The sequence below is a fragment of the Curtobacterium sp. MCLR17_039 genome, from assembly GCF_003234745.1.
Taxonomy (GTDB): domain Bacteria; phylum Actinomycetota; class Actinomycetes; order Actinomycetales; family Microbacteriaceae; genus Curtobacterium; species Curtobacterium flaccumfaciens.
On the sequence record NZ_QKTF01000007.1, the window covers coordinates 1 to 16,045 of the forward strand.

The 16,045-nt window shown below is 70.9% G+C and carries 15 protein-coding genes and 3 tRNA genes; 12 read left to right on the forward strand and 6 right to left on the reverse strand.

All coding sequences use genetic code 11. The features are described 5' to 3' along the window. Together DEJ00_RS18940 and DEJ00_RS10055 are read right to left on the reverse strand one after the other, a co-directional pair. Positions 1-1,128: hypothetical protein (locus DEJ00_RS18940; RefSeq protein WP_181440145.1), on the reverse strand; the 1,128-nt coding region annotated here is incomplete at its 3' end. Between the two features lie 34 nt (positions 1,129-1,162). After that, positions 1,163-2,440, reverse strand: a complete 1,278-nt coding sequence (locus tag DEJ00_RS10055) for a M23 family metallopeptidase (RefSeq protein ID WP_111057248.1) — start codon at positions 2,438-2,440, stop codon at positions 1,163-1,165. Between the two features lie 258 nt (positions 2,441-2,698). Here DEJ00_RS10055 and DEJ00_RS10060 point away from each other — a divergent pair. From DEJ00_RS10060 to DEJ00_RS10070, 3 genes are all read left to right on the forward strand, one after another. After that, positions 2,699-2,771, forward strand: a tRNA-Glu gene (locus DEJ00_RS10060). A gap of 53 nt (positions 2,772-2,824) precedes the next feature. Continuing rightward, positions 2,825-2,901, forward strand: a tRNA-Asp gene (locus DEJ00_RS10065). Position 2,902: 1 nt separating this feature from the next. Further along, a tRNA-Phe gene (locus DEJ00_RS10070) sits at positions 2,903-2,975 on the forward strand. Between the two features lie 140 nt (positions 2,976-3,115). Here DEJ00_RS10070 and DEJ00_RS10075 read toward each other — a convergent pair. Beyond that, complete coding sequence (locus tag DEJ00_RS10075) at positions 3,116-4,126, reverse strand: aldo/keto reductase family protein (RefSeq protein WP_111040159.1); 1,011 nt, start codon at positions 4,124-4,126, stop codon at positions 3,116-3,118. Positions 4,127-4,253: 127 nt separating this feature from the next. Here DEJ00_RS10075 and DEJ00_RS10080 point away from each other — a divergent pair, with 127 nt between their 5' ends. Next, on the forward strand, positions 4,254-5,246 hold the full coding sequence (locus DEJ00_RS10080; RefSeq protein ID WP_111057249.1) for an NAD-dependent epimerase/dehydratase family protein: 993 nt from the start codon (positions 4,254-4,256) through the stop codon (positions 5,244-5,246). Between the two features lie 107 nt (positions 5,247-5,353). Here DEJ00_RS10080 and rocD read toward each other — a convergent pair whose 3' ends face one another. Both rocD and ddaH read right to left on the reverse strand, forming a co-directional pair. Beyond that, positions 5,354-6,583 carry an ornithine--oxo-acid transaminase gene (rocD, locus tag DEJ00_RS10085; RefSeq protein WP_111057250.1) on the reverse strand — a complete coding sequence of 410 codons (1,230 nt, stop codon included), beginning with the start codon at positions 6,581-6,583 and terminating at the stop codon, positions 5,354-5,356. Then, positions 6,583-7,491, reverse strand: coding sequence for a dimethylargininase (ddaH, locus tag DEJ00_RS10090; RefSeq protein ID WP_111057251.1), 909 nt, complete (start codon positions 7,489-7,491; stop codon positions 6,583-6,585). The genes rocD and ddaH overlap by 1 nt, the downstream gene beginning before the upstream one ends. A 246-nt stretch (positions 7,492-7,737) precedes the next feature. On the opposite strand from ddaH, the gene DEJ00_RS10095 reads away from it, so the two are divergent. From DEJ00_RS10095 to DEJ00_RS10130, 8 genes are all read left to right on the forward strand, one after another. After that, positions 7,738-8,175: an Lrp/AsnC family transcriptional regulator gene (locus DEJ00_RS10095; protein ID WP_017887694.1), complete on the forward strand. Its 438-nt coding sequence runs from the start codon at positions 7,738-7,740 to the stop codon at positions 8,173-8,175. A 10-nt stretch (positions 8,176-8,185) separates the two neighbouring features. Beyond that, positions 8,186-8,566 carry a hypothetical protein gene (locus DEJ00_RS10100; protein WP_111057252.1) on the forward strand — a complete coding sequence of 127 codons (381 nt, stop codon included), beginning with the start codon at positions 8,186-8,188 and terminating at the stop codon, positions 8,564-8,566. A 3-nt stretch (positions 8,567-8,569) separates the two neighbouring features. Beyond that, complete coding sequence (locus tag DEJ00_RS10105) at positions 8,570-9,403, forward strand: nitroreductase family protein (RefSeq protein ID WP_111057253.1); 834 nt, start codon at positions 8,570-8,572, stop codon at positions 9,401-9,403. Next, complete coding sequence (locus DEJ00_RS10110) at positions 9,400-10,161, forward strand: YqjF family protein (protein WP_220038859.1); 762 nt, start codon at positions 9,400-9,402, stop codon at positions 10,159-10,161. The genes DEJ00_RS10105 and DEJ00_RS10110 overlap by 4 nt, the downstream gene beginning before the upstream one ends. Before the next feature lie 70 nt (positions 10,162-10,231). Further along, positions 10,232-11,227: an SDR family oxidoreductase gene (locus tag DEJ00_RS10115; protein WP_111057254.1), complete on the forward strand. Its 996-nt coding sequence runs from the start codon at positions 10,232-10,234 to the stop codon at positions 11,225-11,227. After that, positions 11,224-11,568, forward strand: coding sequence for a hypothetical protein (locus tag DEJ00_RS10120; protein WP_111057255.1), 345 nt, complete (start codon positions 11,224-11,226; stop codon positions 11,566-11,568). Before DEJ00_RS10115 ends, DEJ00_RS10120 begins: the two co-directional genes overlap by 4 nt. A gap of 33 nt (positions 11,569-11,601) precedes the next feature. Beyond that, positions 11,602-12,144: a dihydrofolate reductase family protein gene (locus tag DEJ00_RS10125; RefSeq protein WP_027467044.1), complete on the forward strand. Its 543-nt coding sequence runs from the start codon at positions 11,602-11,604 to the stop codon at positions 12,142-12,144. Positions 12,145-12,154: 10 nt separating this feature from the next. Further along, positions 12,155-12,352 carry a hypothetical protein gene (locus tag DEJ00_RS10130; RefSeq protein WP_035809337.1) on the forward strand — a complete coding sequence of 66 codons (198 nt, stop codon included), beginning with the start codon at positions 12,155-12,157 and terminating at the stop codon, positions 12,350-12,352. A 94-nt stretch (positions 12,353-12,446) separates the two neighbouring features. Here the strand turns inward: DEJ00_RS10130 and DEJ00_RS10135 are convergent, their stop codons facing one another. Beyond that, the gene (locus DEJ00_RS10135; protein ID WP_111057256.1) at positions 12,447-16,016 is read right to left on the reverse strand and encodes a bifunctional proline dehydrogenase/L-glutamate gamma-semialdehyde dehydrogenase; all 3,570 of its coding nucleotides are present in this window, start codon (positions 16,014-16,016) and stop codon (positions 12,447-12,449) included. Positions 16,017-16,045: the final 29 nt, after the last annotated feature.

Here is a 16,045-nt window from a genome sequence, read left to right on the forward strand (position 1 = left end):
GGTCGCCGCAGGCGACCTGGTCCTCGTCGCACTGAGCGGCGGACCGGACTCCCTCGCCCTGGCGGCGGCCACCGCGTTCGAAGCGGGCAAGCAGGGTCTGCGGGCCGGGGCGGGAGCAGGAGCGGGTGCCGGCTTGCTGGGAGTGCTCGGCTTGCTCGGGGTGCTCGGCTTCGCGGGGGTGCCGGGGTTCGACGGGGTGCTCGGCTTGGACGGCGTGCTCGGGACGGCCGGCGTGGAGGTCCCGCCACCGGTGCTGCCGGTGCCGCCCGTGTTGCCGGTGTTGCCGGTGTTGCCGGTGTCGCTGCCGCTCGTGCCCCCGCCGGTGGCGTTCCCGGTACCGGCGTCGCCCGTCTGCTTGGCGATGGCGGCCGCGGCGGCCTTCGCCTGCTGCGCGCTCCAGTACGCGGTCTCCGTCGCGACGCTCGTGCCCTTCAGGTACGCGAGCTGGCGCAGGACCTCGGCCTGCTGGTCCTGTTCCTTCTGCACCCGCGCCTGGGCGCCTGCGGCCACGTCGTTGGCCGTCGCGAAGGTGGTCTTCGTCGCCTCGGTCGCCTTGCTCAGGGCCTTCTCGGCGGCAGACTGCTGGTCCGCCAGGGACTCGACGGTCTTCTGGTCGGCGCGTGCCTCGGCCAGGACGGTCGCGGAGCGCTCAGACAGGTGCGACATCGTGCCGACGCGGTAGAGCAGGTCCTTCGAGTCCGACGAGTCCATGAGCATCGTCGTCGACAGGTCACCACCGCCCGTGCGGGACAGCTCGACCACGAGCCCGGCGACCTGGCCGGCCGAGTCGTCCGCCCGGTCCTTCGCACGCTTCGACTGCGCGGACAGGTCGGCGAGGGTGTCCTCGGCCTCCTGCTGCTGCGACGCCGCCAGGGCGTACGCCTGTCCGGCCTGCTGCTCGGCGACACCGGCCTGGTCGGCGGCGTCCTGCAGCGTGCCGAGCCGGTCGCTCAGCTCGTCGACCGTCTGCTGGGCGTCGGCCGCGTCGGACTTGGCGGCCTTGACGTCGTCCCAGGACGGACCCGAGGGCGCGGCCTGGGCCGGTCCGGCGATGACGACCGACAGGCCGATGCCGAGCACGGCGATGGTCGCGATCCCGCAGGAGAACGAGCGAGCGGAGGTGGTCATGACGTGGAAGGACTCGTTCCGGTGGCGCTGATGCTCATACCGAGATCCCCCGCGCTGCCATGAAGGGGACCGGGTCGACGGCAGCGCCGTTGACCCGGGTCTCGAAGTGGAGGTGACACCCGGTCGACCAGCCGGTCGAGCCGATCTTGGCGATCTGCTGTCCCGCGGTGACGTGCTGGCCGGCGGCGACCATGATCCCGCCGTCGACGACGTGACCGTAAGCAGTGGAGATGCCGCCGCCGTTGTCGAGGATGACCTCGTTGCCGTACCCGCCACCGTTGCCGGCGAACGTGACGGTGCCGTCGTGCGCCGCGTAGATCGGGGCGTAGCAAGCCGGGGCCAGGTCGACGCCGGCGTGCAGGGCGCTGACGTGCGTGTAGGGGTCGACGCGGTAGCCGTAGGGACTGGTCTGGTACCCGCCGGCCGGCCGGACCCAGCCGGACGCGTTCGCGGTGCCGCCGCCCGTGCCACCCTGGCTCGTGGCTGCGGCCTTCGCGGCTGCCCTGGCGGCAGCAGCCGCGATCTGTGCCTGCCGCTTCTTCTCGGCGGCGACGCCCTTGCGGTAGTCCGCCTCGACGCCCTGCTGCTTGGTGGTGAGGGCCCTCAGCTGCGCCTCGAGCCGGGACTGGTTGTCGTTCTGGGCGTCCACCGCGGTCTGTGCGGCGTCGGCGGCACCCTGGGCCTGCTGCATCTTCGACTGTGCGGCGTCGGCGAGGTCGCCCAGGGCTGCTTTCGCCGTGTCCGCCTTGTCGGCCTGGGCCTGGGCGGTGCCGCGGTCCTGCGACGCCTGCGAGTAGATGCCGTCGGCCTGCTCGCTGAGCTTCGACATGGCACCGAGCTCGTAGAGCAGGTCACCGGAGTCCGAGGGGTGCGTGAGGATGTCGGTCGTCACGTCGTTGGCGCTGGCCCGACCGAGCTGCGCGGCGAGCTGACCGGCCTGCGCTTCGGACCGCGCGGCGGTCTGCTCGGCCTCGTCGGCCTGGGACTGCAGCGACTTCTGCTTGAGCGTCGCCTCGTCGTACTTGCTCTGCGCGGCCTGGTACGCCTCGCCCGCGGCCTGGGCTGTCTTCTGCTTGGCAGCCGCCTCGCTCTTCAGCGACGAGATGAGCGACTTGATCTCGCTGACCTTGGCCTGCTGGGCGCTGGTCGACGACTTCGCCTGCTGCACCTCGTCCCAGCTGGGGTAGCTCGCAGCGCTGGCGGACGACGTCGGGGCAAGGGCCGCGAGCGTGCCGGCCGTGAGCGCGACGGCGACCGCAGCGGCGATCAGGCGGCTGCGGGTGCGGAGGGAGAAGGGAGTGGAGGTCGACATGTATCTCGATTTCGTAACAGCGCGGCAAGGCTCACGCACGTAACACTGTTAACAGGTGCAACAGTAACAACACGGGTCGCAGGCTCGACAGCCCCTCGGACGAGGGGTGCGGCCGCCGACGATGCTCGCACCGACAGCATCGGAGACCCGTGCGCTGACGCCGCGACACGCCGGGGATGCACGGTTGACGGGGTCGGATTTGTGAAACCCGGGGGGCATCCGTATGCTTGTCCATCGGTAGCGCGATGCACTGCTTGCGGCCCTATCGTTTAGTGGCCTAGGACACCGCCCTTTCACGGCGGCAGCACGGGTTCGAATCCCGTTGGGGTCACTCCTTGAGTGAGCGAGCAAGTAGTACTGAACAACACCACAGCAATTCAATATGGCCCTGTAGCGCAGCTGGTTAGCGTGCCGCCCTGTCACGGCGGAGGTCGCGGGTTCAAGTCCCGTCAGGGTCGCCACGGCTGGATAGCTCAGTTGGTAGAGCGTTCGACTGAAAATCGAAAGGTCCACGGATCGATGCCGTGTCCAGCCACCGGTGAAGGCCCCCTGCTTCGGCAGGGGGCCTTTTCCGTTGTCTGGCCGGTGTGACCTGCTCGCAAAACACCGGTGTTCGCGCATCGAGCCGCGGCATGCGCGTGTTCAACGGGCGAACACCGGTGTTTCGCGGAGGGACTAGGCCTCGCGCGTCTTCGGGCTGCTGTCGTTCGTCTTCGCGGGGTCGCGCTCGACCACGGCGCCCAGGGCATCGTCGATCCGCGACATGAGCTCCGCGGGGATCGTGACGCCGGCAGCGCCCGCGTTGTCGTGCACCTGCTCCGGACGCGAGGCCCCGATGATCGCCGAGGCGACATTGTCGTTCTGCAGGACCCAGGCGACGGCGAGCTGCGCCATCGACAGGTTGAGCTCGTCGGCAACCGGCTGCAGCTCCTGCACCGAGGACAGCACCTCGTCGCGCATGAACCGCTTGATCATGTCCGCGCCGCCCTTGTCGTCGGTCGCGCGGGAGCCCTCGGGCAGCGGCTGACCCGGCTTGTACTTGCCGGTGAGCACCCCCTGGGCGATCGGGGACCAGACGATCTGCGAGATGCCGAGTTCCTTCGAGGTGGGGACGACCTCGTCCTCGATGACCCGCCACAACGCCGAGTACTGCGGCTGGTTCGAGATGAGCTGGAAGCCGAGGTCCTTCGCGAGCGCAGCACCCGCACGCAGCTGGTCCGCGGTCCACTCGCTGACGCCGACGTACAGGACCTTGCCCTGGCGCACGATGTCCGCGAAGGCCTGCATCGTCTCTTCGAGCGGGGTCTCGTGGTCGTAGCGGTGCGCCTGGTACAGGTCGACGTAGTCCGTCTGCAGCCGCTGCAGCGAGCCGTCGATCGACTCGAGGATGTGCTTGCGGGACAGCCCGGTGTCGTTGTGGCCCTTCGGACCGGTCGGCCCGAACACCTTCGTGGCGATCTCGAGGGACTGGCGCCGCTCCCCCTTGAGCGCTTCGCCGAGGACCGTCTCCGCGCCGGTGTTGGCGTAGACGTCGGCGGTGTCGAACGTCGAGATGCCGACCTCGAGGGCGGCCTTGACGCAGGCGATCGCCGCGTCGTTCTCGACCTGGGATGCGTGGGTGAGCCAGTTGCCGTAGGTGATCTCGGAGACCTTGAGGCCCGAGTTGCCGAGGTAGCGGTACTCCATGTGCGTGTCACTCCTGTCGTGGGGCGCGTCGGTGCGACCCGAACCGTGACGGTAGTCGGCTCGGACGGTGCAGGATCACATGGGACGACGGCGCGACGCTGCGCCGCATCGAAGCGAGGGAGCATCCATGACCGGAGCGAGCGTGTTGTTCATCGGCGGGAGCGGCGTCATCAGCGCCGCCTGCGTCCGGGAAGCCGTCGAGCAGGGGTTCGACGTCACCGTGCTCAACCGGGGGACCACCGGGGGCAGGCCGATCCCGGAGGGTGTGACGCGCCTCCAGGCCGACGTGTCGGACCGCAGCGCACTGGCGGACGCACTCGGCGATCAGCGCTTCGACGTGGTCGTGAACTGGATCGCCTTCACGCCGGACCAGGTGCAGGCCGACATCGACTTCTTCGCCGGGCGGACGCGGCAGTACGTGTTCATCAGCTCGGCCTCGGCCTACCAGACGCCGGCGACGCACCTGCCGATCACGGAGTCGACGCCGCTGAAGAACCCGTACTGGCAGTACTCGCGCGACAAGATCGCGTGCGAGGAACTGCTGATGCAGGCGTACCGGGAGCAGGACTTCCCGGTGACGATCGTGCGGCCGTCGCACACCTACGACGAGACGAAGCTGCCGCTGACCGGCGGCTGGACCGCGGTCGCTCGGATGCGTGCCGGCAAGCCGGTCATCATCACCGGCGACGGCACCTCGCTGTGGACCCTGACACACAGCCGCGACTTCGCGGTCGGGTTCACGGGGCTGCTCGACCGGGCCGAGGCGATCGGTGAGCCCTTCACGATCACGAGCGACGAGGCGCCGACGTGGAACGCCATCGCGCAGGAGATCGCGGCGGCGGCCGGAGTCGAGGATCTGCGGATCGCGCACGTGCCGGCGGATGCCATCGCCGCCGTGGACGCGGAGTGGGGCGCGGCGCTGCTCGGCGACAAGGCGAACAGCTCGGTGTTCGACAACAGCAAGGTCCGGTCGCTCGTGCCGTGGTACCGGCCGCGCACGACCTACCGGCAGGGTGTCCGCGAGGTCATCGCCTGGTACGAGGCGCACCCCGAGGAGCAGGTCGTCGACGAGCGGCTCGATGCCCTGATGGACGAGCTGGCGGCGCGCTGGGCGGTGTGAGCCGCACTGGTTGACGCGCGCGGGCGCACGCAAGACACCGGTGTTCGCGCTCCGCACCGCGGGATGCGGGGGTTCAACGCGCGAACACCGGTGTTTTGCGGATCAGGTCAGGCGCGCGCCGTCAGGACGTCGGCCAGGGTTCCGATCGCGAAGCGCACCTCGTCGTCGGTGACGACCAGGGGCGGCGCGAAGCGGATCGTCGACCCGTGGGTGTCCTTCACCAGGAGCCCGCGGTCGGCGAGGTCCTTCGAGATCGCCTTGCCGGTGCCGAGCGCGGGGTCGATGTCGATCCCCGCCCACAGTCCGGCCACGCGGTGCGAGACGACACCCTTGCCGAGCAGGTCGTCGAGCAGGCCGCGCAACAGCGGTTCGCCGTCGAGGGCCCGCTGCTGGAAGGTGCCCTCTCCGAGCATCGCCACGACCTCGGCTCCGACGGCCGCGGCGAGCGGGTTGCCGCCGAAGGTGGACCCGTGTTCGCCGGGGCGCAGGACCCCGAGGACCGCAGCCGAACCGACGACCGCCGACACCGGCACGATGCCGCCGCCCAGTGCCTTGCCGAGCGTGATGAGGTCGGGGCGGACCCCGACGCGCTGCACCGCGAGCGTGTGTCCGGCGCGACCGAGGCCGGACTGGATCTCGTCGGCGATGAACAGCGCACCGAACTCGTCGCAGACCGCGCGGACGTCAGGGAGGTACGACTCCGGCGGGATGACCACGCCGCCCTCGCCCTGGATCGGCTCGAGCAGCACGGCGACGACGGTCTCGTCCATCGCCTCGCGCAGGGCCGCAGCGTCGCCGTACGGCACCGTGCGGAAGCCCGGCGTGAACGGCCCGAAGTCATCATGGGCCGATGGGTCGTCGGAGAACGAGATGATCGTCGTGGTGCGGCCGTGGAAGTTCCCGGACGCGACGATGATCGTCGCCCGCTCGGCCGGCACGCCCTTGACGCGGTAGCCCCAGGCGCGGGACACCTTGATCGCGGACTCGACGGCCTCGGCACCGGTGTTCATCGGCAGGACCATCTCGGTCTCCGTCAACGCCGCCAGTGCTGCGGCGAACGGCCCGAGCTGGTCGTTCACGAACGCGCGGCTCGTGAGCGTCACGCGGTCGAGCTGCGCCCGTGCGGCGTCGAGCAGCCGCGGGTTGCCGTGGCCGAAGTTCACCGCCGAGTACGCGGCGAGGCCGTCCAGGTACTGCTTGCCGTCGACGTCGGTGACGGTCGCTCCGGCACCCGACGCGATGACGACGGGCAGCGGGCTGTAGTTGTGCGCGAGGGCGCGGTCCTCGACGGCGAGCGCCGCCGCGGTGTTGACCCCGAGCGACGCTGCCGCCGACATCAGCTGACCCCGAGCGAACGCGCGACCGAGGTGCCGGTGCCGACCGGGTGCAGGTCGAGGGTGCAGCACTTCACGCCGCCACCACCGAGCAGCAGCTCGGACAGGTCGACGCCGATCGGGTTGTAGCCCTTCTCCTGCAGCTGCTCGGCGAACCGAACAGCCCGGGCGGCGATCACGACGTTGTACCCGTCGGAGTACGAGTTCAGACCGAGGATCGCGGCGTCTTCCTCGGTGGCGATGATCGCGTCCGGGAAGCGCTCGCGCAGGATCGCCAGCGACGGCTCGTCGAAGGCGCTCTCCAGGTACGCGATGTTGCTCGTCCCGTCGACGGAGGGCTCGGGGTCGAGCACGGCGATCGCGGTGTCGAGGTGGTAGAAGCTCGGGTTGATGAGCTTGAGGGTGACGACCTCGCGGCCGTAGATCTTCGCGAGCTCGTCGTGCGAGGTGCTGTCCGACCGGAAGCCGGTGCCGGCGAAGATGGTGTCACCGATGAGCAGGAAGTCACCCTCGCCCTCGTTGGTCTGCTCCGGCTCGGCGACGGTCAGACCGGCCTGGCGGAACCAGTCCATGTACGCGGGGCCCTCGGGCTGGCGCTCGGGGTACTGGAACTTCGCGCCGTACGCGATGCCGTCGAGGACGAACCCGCCGTTGGCCGCGTAGACCATGTCCGGCAGGCCGTCGATCGGGTCGATGTACGAGATGTCGAAGCCGAGCTGCTCGTAGACGGCGACGAGCGACTCCCACTGCTCGACGGCCTTCGACGTGTCGGTCGGCTCCTCCGGGTGCATCCACGGGTTGATCCGGTAGCTCACGGTGTAGAAGTCCGGCTTGCACATCAGGATCGTGCGCTTGGTGGCGACACGGGCCGGGGTGGCGACGGACTCGGGGGCGGGTGCGGTGTTCGACATCAGTCCTCCTGGAAGGGACCGGGGCCCGAGCCTGCCAGGAACCGAAACGGAACGAGGAGAAGAGCTCCGGTGAGATGCAGGCTCACTCACCGCAGCGGACCAGGTCGACGCCACTCAGAAGTCTGGCATGAACCGTCCGACGAGTGCAGTCCCCCGCCTGCGGGACCGTGACACCCGTTCGGGTGACGCACGTTTCGTGCGCGAGACCCACCAGCTTCGCAACAAGTCCGCGTACGATGGGGACAAATGGATACGCTCGACCACCGCATCCTGGATCAGCTCCGGGACAACGCCCGCGCCGGCTACGGCGACATCGGGTCGGTGGTCGGACTCTCGGCCTCGGCCGTCAAGCGCCGCGTCGACCGGCTGGTCGGTGACGGCGTCATCCAGGGCTTCACGATCAAGGTCGACCCCGCCGTCGAGGACCGCGGCACCGAGGCCTGGGTCGAGCTCTACTGCCGCGGCACCGTCTCGCCCGACGAGCTGCGTGCCCTGCTCGACACCGTCCCCGAGGTCATCGACGCCGGCACGGTCACCGGCAGCGCCGACGCCGTCGTGCACATGCGCTCGAAGGACCTGTCCGCGCTCGAAGAGGCGCTCGACAAGGTCCGCCTCGCACCCCAGGTCGACCACACCCGCTCCGCGATCGTGCTCTCCAAGCTCGTCAGTCGAGAGACCGCGTAACGTCCCACGCATGGGACGGAAGACGGTCTGGAGGCGCGACTCGGCACCCACGGGATCGCGCCCGGCCCGGCAGCTGGTCACCGCTGCGAGCGTCGCCTACGTCGCGAACTGCCTGTGGGGCACCGCGGTCGCCGTGCGGCTGATCCGCACGAAGAAGCTCCGCGTCGTGCACCACGGCCTGTTCGTCGTGACCGCGACCCTGACCAGCGTCGCGGCGACCACACCCGCGTGGACGCGCGACCGCACCGCACTGTTCCTGCTGCCGGCACTCGTGCCGCTGGCGGTCGCTCCACGCACGAACCCGCGCTCCGGAGCACACTGGAGGGTCGCGGTCGCCGCCGCACCGTCCTACCTGGGGGCCGTGCTCGCACGCAGGCGATCAGAGAGGTGAGCAGTGGAGCTGTTCGAGGCCATCCGACGACGACGCACGACGAACGGGCCGTTCCTGCCCGATCCGGTGTCGAACGAGCACCAGCGGCTGCTCATGGAGCTCGCCGGCCGGGCGCCGTCGCAGCTCAACAGCCAGCCGTGGCGCTTCGTGCTGATCGAGGAACGCCAGACGATCGATCGCGTCGCCGAGATCAGCGGCAGCTCGATGACCCGCACCATGGCCGAGGGCACGTTCTTCGAGCGGTACAAGCCGTACTTCCGGTTCTCCAAGGCCGAGATGGACGAGCGGCGCGACGGCATGCTGTTCGACAAGCTCCCCGGGCCGCTGCGGCCGTTCACGAAGCAGGTGTTCACGAAGCGCGGGCAGCTGCTCATGAACACGCTCCGGGTGCCGCAGACCCTGGGTGAGGAGAATCGGAAGCTCGTCGCCGGGTCACCGCTGCTGCTCGGCGTGATGCTCGACCGCCACGAGTACCGGAAGGAGGAGCTCTCCGGCTTCTACTCCGTGTTCAGCATGGGCGCGGCGATGGAGAACATCTGGCTCGCGACAACCGAGCTCGGTCTGGGGATCCAGTTCGTGTCCTTCCCGATGGAGACCCCCGGCGCGTGGGAGGAGATCGAGGGACTGCTCCGCGTGCCCGAGTCGCTCGAGCTGATGGCCGTCTACCGGATCGGGTACCTGCCCCCGGAACGACGACGGCCGGCCATCGACTGGACGTCGAGCGAGCGGAAGCGTCCCTCGCAGTACGTGTTCCGCGGCACCTGCGAAACCCCGCAGCAGGGGTGGGACGACGCACCCGTCGAAGCCCACATCGAACCGGAGGCGACCGCATCGTGACCGACACCCGACCCACCCAGAGCACCCCGGGCCTCCAGGCCGTCGCCCCCGGCCTGCCGGGCCGTCCCTGGATCTCGCAGGACTGGCTCGACGTCGTCTTCGTGCACTGGCGCGTCGACGTGTCGGCGGTGGCCCCGCTGCTGCCGGCCGGCACGAGGCCCGACACGATGGCGCTCGACGGCACCGACGACGGGGTGACCACCTGGGTGGGCCTCATCGCGTTCCGGTTCGAGGACACCCGGTTCCCGCCGTTCTCGACCGGGAGCATCGGCGACTTCGTCGAGCTGAACGTCCGCGTCTACACGGTCGACGAGCAGGGGCAGCGCGGGGTGGTGTTCCTGTCGCTCGACGCCGGCAAGCTCCTGCCGACCATCGGCGCACGCGTCGCGACCGGGCTGCCGTACCGGTGGGCGGTCGCGGAGTCGCGCAGCGGTGACGGCCGCGTGGGGTACGCGATGCGGCGGCACGGCACCCACCTGCGGTCGATGCTCGACGTCCGTGTGGGCGAGGTGCTCGACGAGCCGGGGCCCCTCGAGACGTTCCTGACGGCGCGGTGGGGCATGCACGTGCACCGGGCCGGACGGACGCGGTTCTGGCCGAACGAGCACGAGTCGTGGCCGTTGCACCGGGCCTCGGTCGTGTCGCTGCGGGACGACCTGGTCGGGGCTGCCGGGCTGCCCTTCGGGCTGACCGAGCTCGAGCCGGACTCGGTGCTCTACTCGCCGGGGGTCACGACGCGGTTCGGTCGGGGGCGCTGAGGCACGGCTGCTGCCGCTTCGGGGGACAGCGGCTGAGTGGTGCACGGCCGGCCGCAGGTACAAGGGAGCCATGACTCGAGTGGCAGTGGTGACCGGTGGATCCGCAGGACTGGGACGGGCGACCGTCCGGGAGCTCGCCGCACGGGGGTGGGACGTGGCCGTCCTGGCCCGCGGGCAGGAGGGTGTCGACGCCGCCGTCGCCGAGGTCGAGGCAGCCGGGCGACGCGGGCTGGCCCTGGTCGCCGACGTCTCCGACCGCGACGCCGTCGAGGCCGCGGCCGACCGGGTCGAGCGGGAGCTCGGACCGATCGACCTGTGGGTGAACGGCGTGATGGTCGGAGTGTTCGGGAAGTTCCTCGACACCGCCCCGGAGGACTTCGAGCGCGCGCTGCACGTGACCTACCTCGGCTTCGTGAACGGCACCCGGTCGGCGCTGTCGCGGATGGTCCCCCGCGGTCGTGGGCACGTGATCCAGGTCGGTTCGGCGCTCGGGTTCCGCGGGATCCCGCTGCAGGCCGCGTACTGCGGCGCGAAGCACGCGATCGTCGGGTTCACCGAGTCCGTCGTCTCCGAGCTGCACGAACAGGGCAGCAAGGTCAAGGTGTCCCGCGTGGACATGCCGGCCCTCAACACGATCCAGTTCCAGTGGGTGAAGTCGAAGCTGCCGCACCACCCGCAGCCGGTCGCCCCGATCTACCAGCCCGAGGTCGGCGCCCGCGCCATCGCCGCCGTGGCCGAACGACCGCGCAGCCGCACCTGGGTGGGCGAGTCGACGGTCTACACGATCCTCGGCAACCGGATCAGCGGACGCTTCGCCGACTGGTACGCCGCCAAGACACTGGTCGACGGGCAGCAGGCCCCCGACAAGGACGGCCTCGAGATGCGGGACAACCTGTACGAGCCGGTTCCGGGCGACCACGGCGCGCACGGGGTCTTCGACGAGTCAGCGCACGCCTGGTCCCCGCAGACCTGGTGGGTGGAGCACCGCCGGGTCGGCAACGGCATCATCGGGGCGGTGCTCGGTGCGGCCGGTGCCGCTGCACTCGTCGCGGGACGCCGACGATGAGCCGCCGGTCGTCCGCCGGTAACGGGGCAGCCGTCGTCGAGCTGGCGCGTGCCGGGCTCGGCCTGTGGCACCTGAGCCGTGCGGCCCGAGGGTCGGACCAGGCCGTGCTGCACGGCGTGCTCGGGGTCCGTCAGCTCGCACAGGCTGCGCTCGTCGCGCGGGCTGGTTCCGGCAACGCGCACACCCTGAGCGCCGTCGTGGACGCCCTGCACGGCGCGACGATGGTGCCGTTGGCCGTCGCCGACCCCCGTCGACGCCGGTTCGCGCTCGACCAGTTCTGGATCGCCGCGGTGCTCGCGGTCGCCGAGGCAACGGTCGTCGGTCGCGGCGGTCGGCGCTGACTCCTGTCGGGGGTGCTCGGTAGCGTCACCGACATGAGCACGATCTACTCCGTCGCGTCCTCGCTGGACGGCTTCGTCGCTGCGCCCGACGACGACCTCGACTGGCTGCTGCAGTTCGGTTTCGAGCCGTTCCAGGAGCACCACGACCGGTTCTTCGCCGGCGTCGGGGCGATCGCGATGGGGTCGACGACGTACGAGTGGCTGCTCGAGCACGACGACACGTGGGCGTACCCGGACCTGGCGACGTGGGTGTTCACGACCCGAGACCTTCCGGTGCCCGACGGTGCCGACGTGCGTTTCGTCTCGGGCGAGGTCGGCGACCACCAGGCCGACCTCGAGCGCGAGGCCGCCGGGCGTGACGTCTGGGTCGTCGGCGGCGGACTGCTCGCGGCGCAGTACCAGCAGGCGGGCATCCTCGACGAGCTGCGGGTCACCGTGATGCCGGTCGCACTCGGCGGCGGAGCTCCCCTGCTGCCGGTCGCCGCACCGACCCCGGTGTTCGAGCTCGTCGGCACCACGCAGTTCGACGGCGGGGCGGTCGAGCTCCACTACCGTTCCGCAGCAACCGCGGCGTAGCGTCCGGAACATGAGCGACAACGAGCAGACCGAGCCCGTCATGGACGGTGCCACCGATGCCACGAACCACGAGAAGCTGCAGGGCCTGATCGAGCAGGTCGACCACGACCACGCCGGTGAGGGCGCCGGCGCGATGGCGGACCACCTGCGGGACCGCATGGACGAGACCGGCGTCGAGGACGAAGACGCGGGTGACGCCGAGGACTGATCCTCGGGTCAGTTCGTGAGCAGAAGAGGTCGGGTCCCGTCTGGGAACCCGACCTCTTCTGCTCACGAAGCGGAATACCCGACGCGCGACGCGCCTAGACGCGCAGGTCGGAGAAGTCGCTGTCGACGTCGCCGAACCGGTGCGCCGTGATCGACACCGACTGCTCGCGCAGGTACGGCAGCATCTCGATCACGCCGGCCTCGACCACGGGGGCGTCGTGGATCGCGACGTCGATGCTCGCACCCAGGGCTTCTTCGAGGGCGAGCGGATCACCGCCGAGCAACCGGATCCGGGCACCGGGACCACCGAACGCCGTGTGGGCCGGCCGGTCCTGCCCCTGCGACAAGACGGCCTCGAGCGTGTCGACCGGCTGGTCGTCCTGGTCGGTGGACCAGTCCGCCTGGAACACGGCTCCCGACGACGCGCGGGCGTGGAACTCCTGGTCGGACTCGACCAGGTGGTCGACGACGTCGAGCGGGGACCGGTTCGACGCGAGCAGCTGCGTGAGCGGGCCGGGCAGCGGCCGAGCCGTGCTGAGCAGGATGTGCGCGCGTGCCGAGGTCGCGGCGACGAGCGTCCGGACGAGGTCCACGGTCGAGGCGTCCTCGGCCTGGCGCACGATGACGGACTGGGGTCGGTGGCGCAACACGTTCCGCTGCACCACGAGCCCGGACAGGTCCCGCGACCGGAAGAGCGTCTCTCGTGCATGCACGTCGCTCAGGGCTCCGGCGCGGACACGGTCGAACTCCTCGAACGACAGCCCGCTGCGTGCGGCCTCGATCACCGCGGTGACGCGTGGGGGCAGGCCGTGCAGCTGGATGCTCTTGTGCACGGTCCGGGGTGTGGGCTGCCAGCGGCCGAGGGTCGCGACGTACATCGGGCCGCCGGCCTTGGTGCCGGTGCCGACCGAGGAAGCCTTCCAGCCACCGAACGGCTGGCGCCCCACGACGGCACCGGTGATGCCGCGGTTGACGGACAGGTTGCCGGCGTGGACCCGGGCCAGCCACTCGGACACCTCGTCGACGTCGAGCGAGTGGATGCCCGCCGTCAGCCCGAAGTCGGTGCCGTTCTGGATGGCGATCGCCTGCTCGAGGGTCTCGGCGCGCATGATGCCGAGCACCGGGCCGGAGTACTCGGTCTGGTGGAAGTCGCTGCCGGGTCGGACGCCGTCGCGGATGCCCGGCGACCAGAGTCGGCCGGAGTCGTCGACCGCCTCGGGCTGCACGAGCCACGACTCCCCCGGCCCGAGCTCGGTCAGTCCCTGGCGGAGCGTGCCCTGCGGTTCGGCGACGAGCGGGCCGACCTGCGCCGTGGGGTCGTCCGGCCACGCGACCCGGAGCGTGCGGGTGGCGTCGACGAGCTGCCGCTGGAAGCGCTCGCTCTCACCCACGGACCCGACCAGGATCACGAGGGACGCCGCCGAGCACTGCTGTCCGGCGTGCCCGAAGGCGGAATGCACGATGTCCTGCACCGCCAGGTCGAGGTCGGCGCTCGGCGTGACGACGATGGCGTTCTTGCCGCTCGTCTCGGCGGTGAGCGGCAGTCCGGCACGCCACCAGCGGAACGAGCGGGCGGTGTCGGACGAGCCGGTCAGGATGATGCGGTCGACCGTGGGGTGGCCGATGAGGTCGCGGCCGAGTTCGTCCTCGGCCAGGTCGACGAGCTGCAGCAGCGAGTGCGGCACCCCGGCGTCCCAGAGCACGTCGGCGAGCACGGCACCGGAGCGCTTCGCCTCGGGTGCGGGCTTGAGCACGACACCGCTGCCCGCGGCGAGCGCCGCCAGCACGCCACCGGCGGGGATCGCGACCGGGGAGCTCCACGGCGGCACGACGACGGTCAGCCGCGGCGGCACGTACTGCGCGCCCTCGACGTCACCGAGGCGCCGGGCGCTCTCGGCGTAGTAGTGGGCGGCGTCGACGGCCTCGGTCACCTCGGCGTCGGCCTCGGCGAAGGTCGTGCCCGTCTCGGCGGCCATCACCTCGATCAGGTCGGCGCGGCGGGTCTCGAGTTCGTGCCCGATGAGGTCGAGGAGCTCGGCACGGTCGGACGGGTCCTGCCGCCCCCAGTTCACGCCGGCCTGGGCGGTCCGCGCCATGATCCGCTCGAGCTTGGACCGGTCGGCGACCTTCGCGCCGCGGATCGTCTGTGCGCCGAGCTGCGAGCGCGGCACCCGGCGCAGGACGTCGAGCGCCCAGGCGCGGTTCGCGGCGACGGACGGGTCGGTGTCGGGGGCGTTGTGGAACGCGTCGCGCAGGACCGGTTCGCCGAGGGCACGGTGGCGGTCCTGCGTGCGGTGGGTGGCGGGGACGGGCTCGTCGAGTGCGGCGACGGACGCCAGGAACCGGCTGTGCTCCCGCTCGAAGACGCTGGCGTCGTGGTCGATGTCGGCTGCGGCGGCGATGAAGTTCTCGGGGCTCGCGCTCTCCTGCAGGCGCCGGGCGAGGTACGCGATGGCCGAGTCGAACTCGTCCGGCTGCACGACGGGCGTGTAGAGCAGGATCTGGCCGACGTCGGCCCGGACGGCCTGGGCGTGGGTGGACGCCATGCCGAGCAGCATCTCGACGTCGACGGCGTCGGTGACCCCGCGGCGCTGCGCGAGCACCCACGCGGTGGCGAGGTCGAACAGGTTGTGCCCGGCGACCCCGATCCGCACGGCGTCGGTGCGCTCCGGCGTCAGTGCGGTGTCGAGCATCCGGAGGTAGGCGGTGTCGGTCTCGCGCTTGCTGCCCCAGGTGGCGAGGGGCCACCCGTGCAGGATCGCGTCGACGTGCTCCATGGCGAGGTTCGCGCCCTTGACGAGCCGCACCGTGATCGGGGCACCGCCGCGCGCCCGGCGTTCCTGCGCCCACTCGGTCAGCGCGTCGAGCGCTCCCGCGGCGTCAGGCAGGTAGGCCTGCAGCACGATGCCGGCCTGCAGGTCGGCGAACTCGTCACGGTCGAGCAGCGCCCGGAACACGGCGAGGGTGACGTCGAGGTCGCGGTACTCCTCGATGTCGAGGTTGATGAACTTGGCGGGGCGTCCGGCGGCCGTCGGAGCCGCGGCCAGGCGGTAGAGCGGGACGAGCCGGTCGACGACGCGCTCGACCGTCTGGTCGAAGGCCCACGGCGAGGTCTGCGGCACGACGGAGCTCACCTTGATCGACACGTGGTCGACGTCGTCGCGGGCGAGCAGGTCCATGGTGCCCTGCAGGCGTCGGTCGCTCTCGGCGCTGCCGAGGACGGCTTCGCCGAGCAGGTTCACGTTCAGTCGCGTGCCCGGACCGCGGACCTTCGCGAGGGCCGGGCCGAGCTTGCTCGTGCTCGCGTCGATGACCAGGTGCCCGGTCATCCGGCGCAGGATCCGGCGCGCGGTCGGGATCACGGCCCACGGCGCCATGGTTGCGAACCCACCGCCGAGCGTCACCGCCCCGCGCAGGTACCAGGCGAGGAAGTCGGGGACGTCACGGCTCAGCTGCTCGAGGTTCCGTGCCGCCACGCGGGGGTCTTCGGGGCGGACGACCTTGTCCACGAAACCCCGGGTGAAGTCGAGGCCCTGCTCGTCGCGCAGGACCTCGGCCAGACGGACCGCGCCCGGGTCGGGCTTCACCCCGGCGGACGCCGCCAGCCACCGGCGCACGAGCGCGACGGCGTCATCGGTGGTGTCCTGGAGGCGAGCACTCGGCATCCCTCGATCGTATGCCGCACGTCCGACGC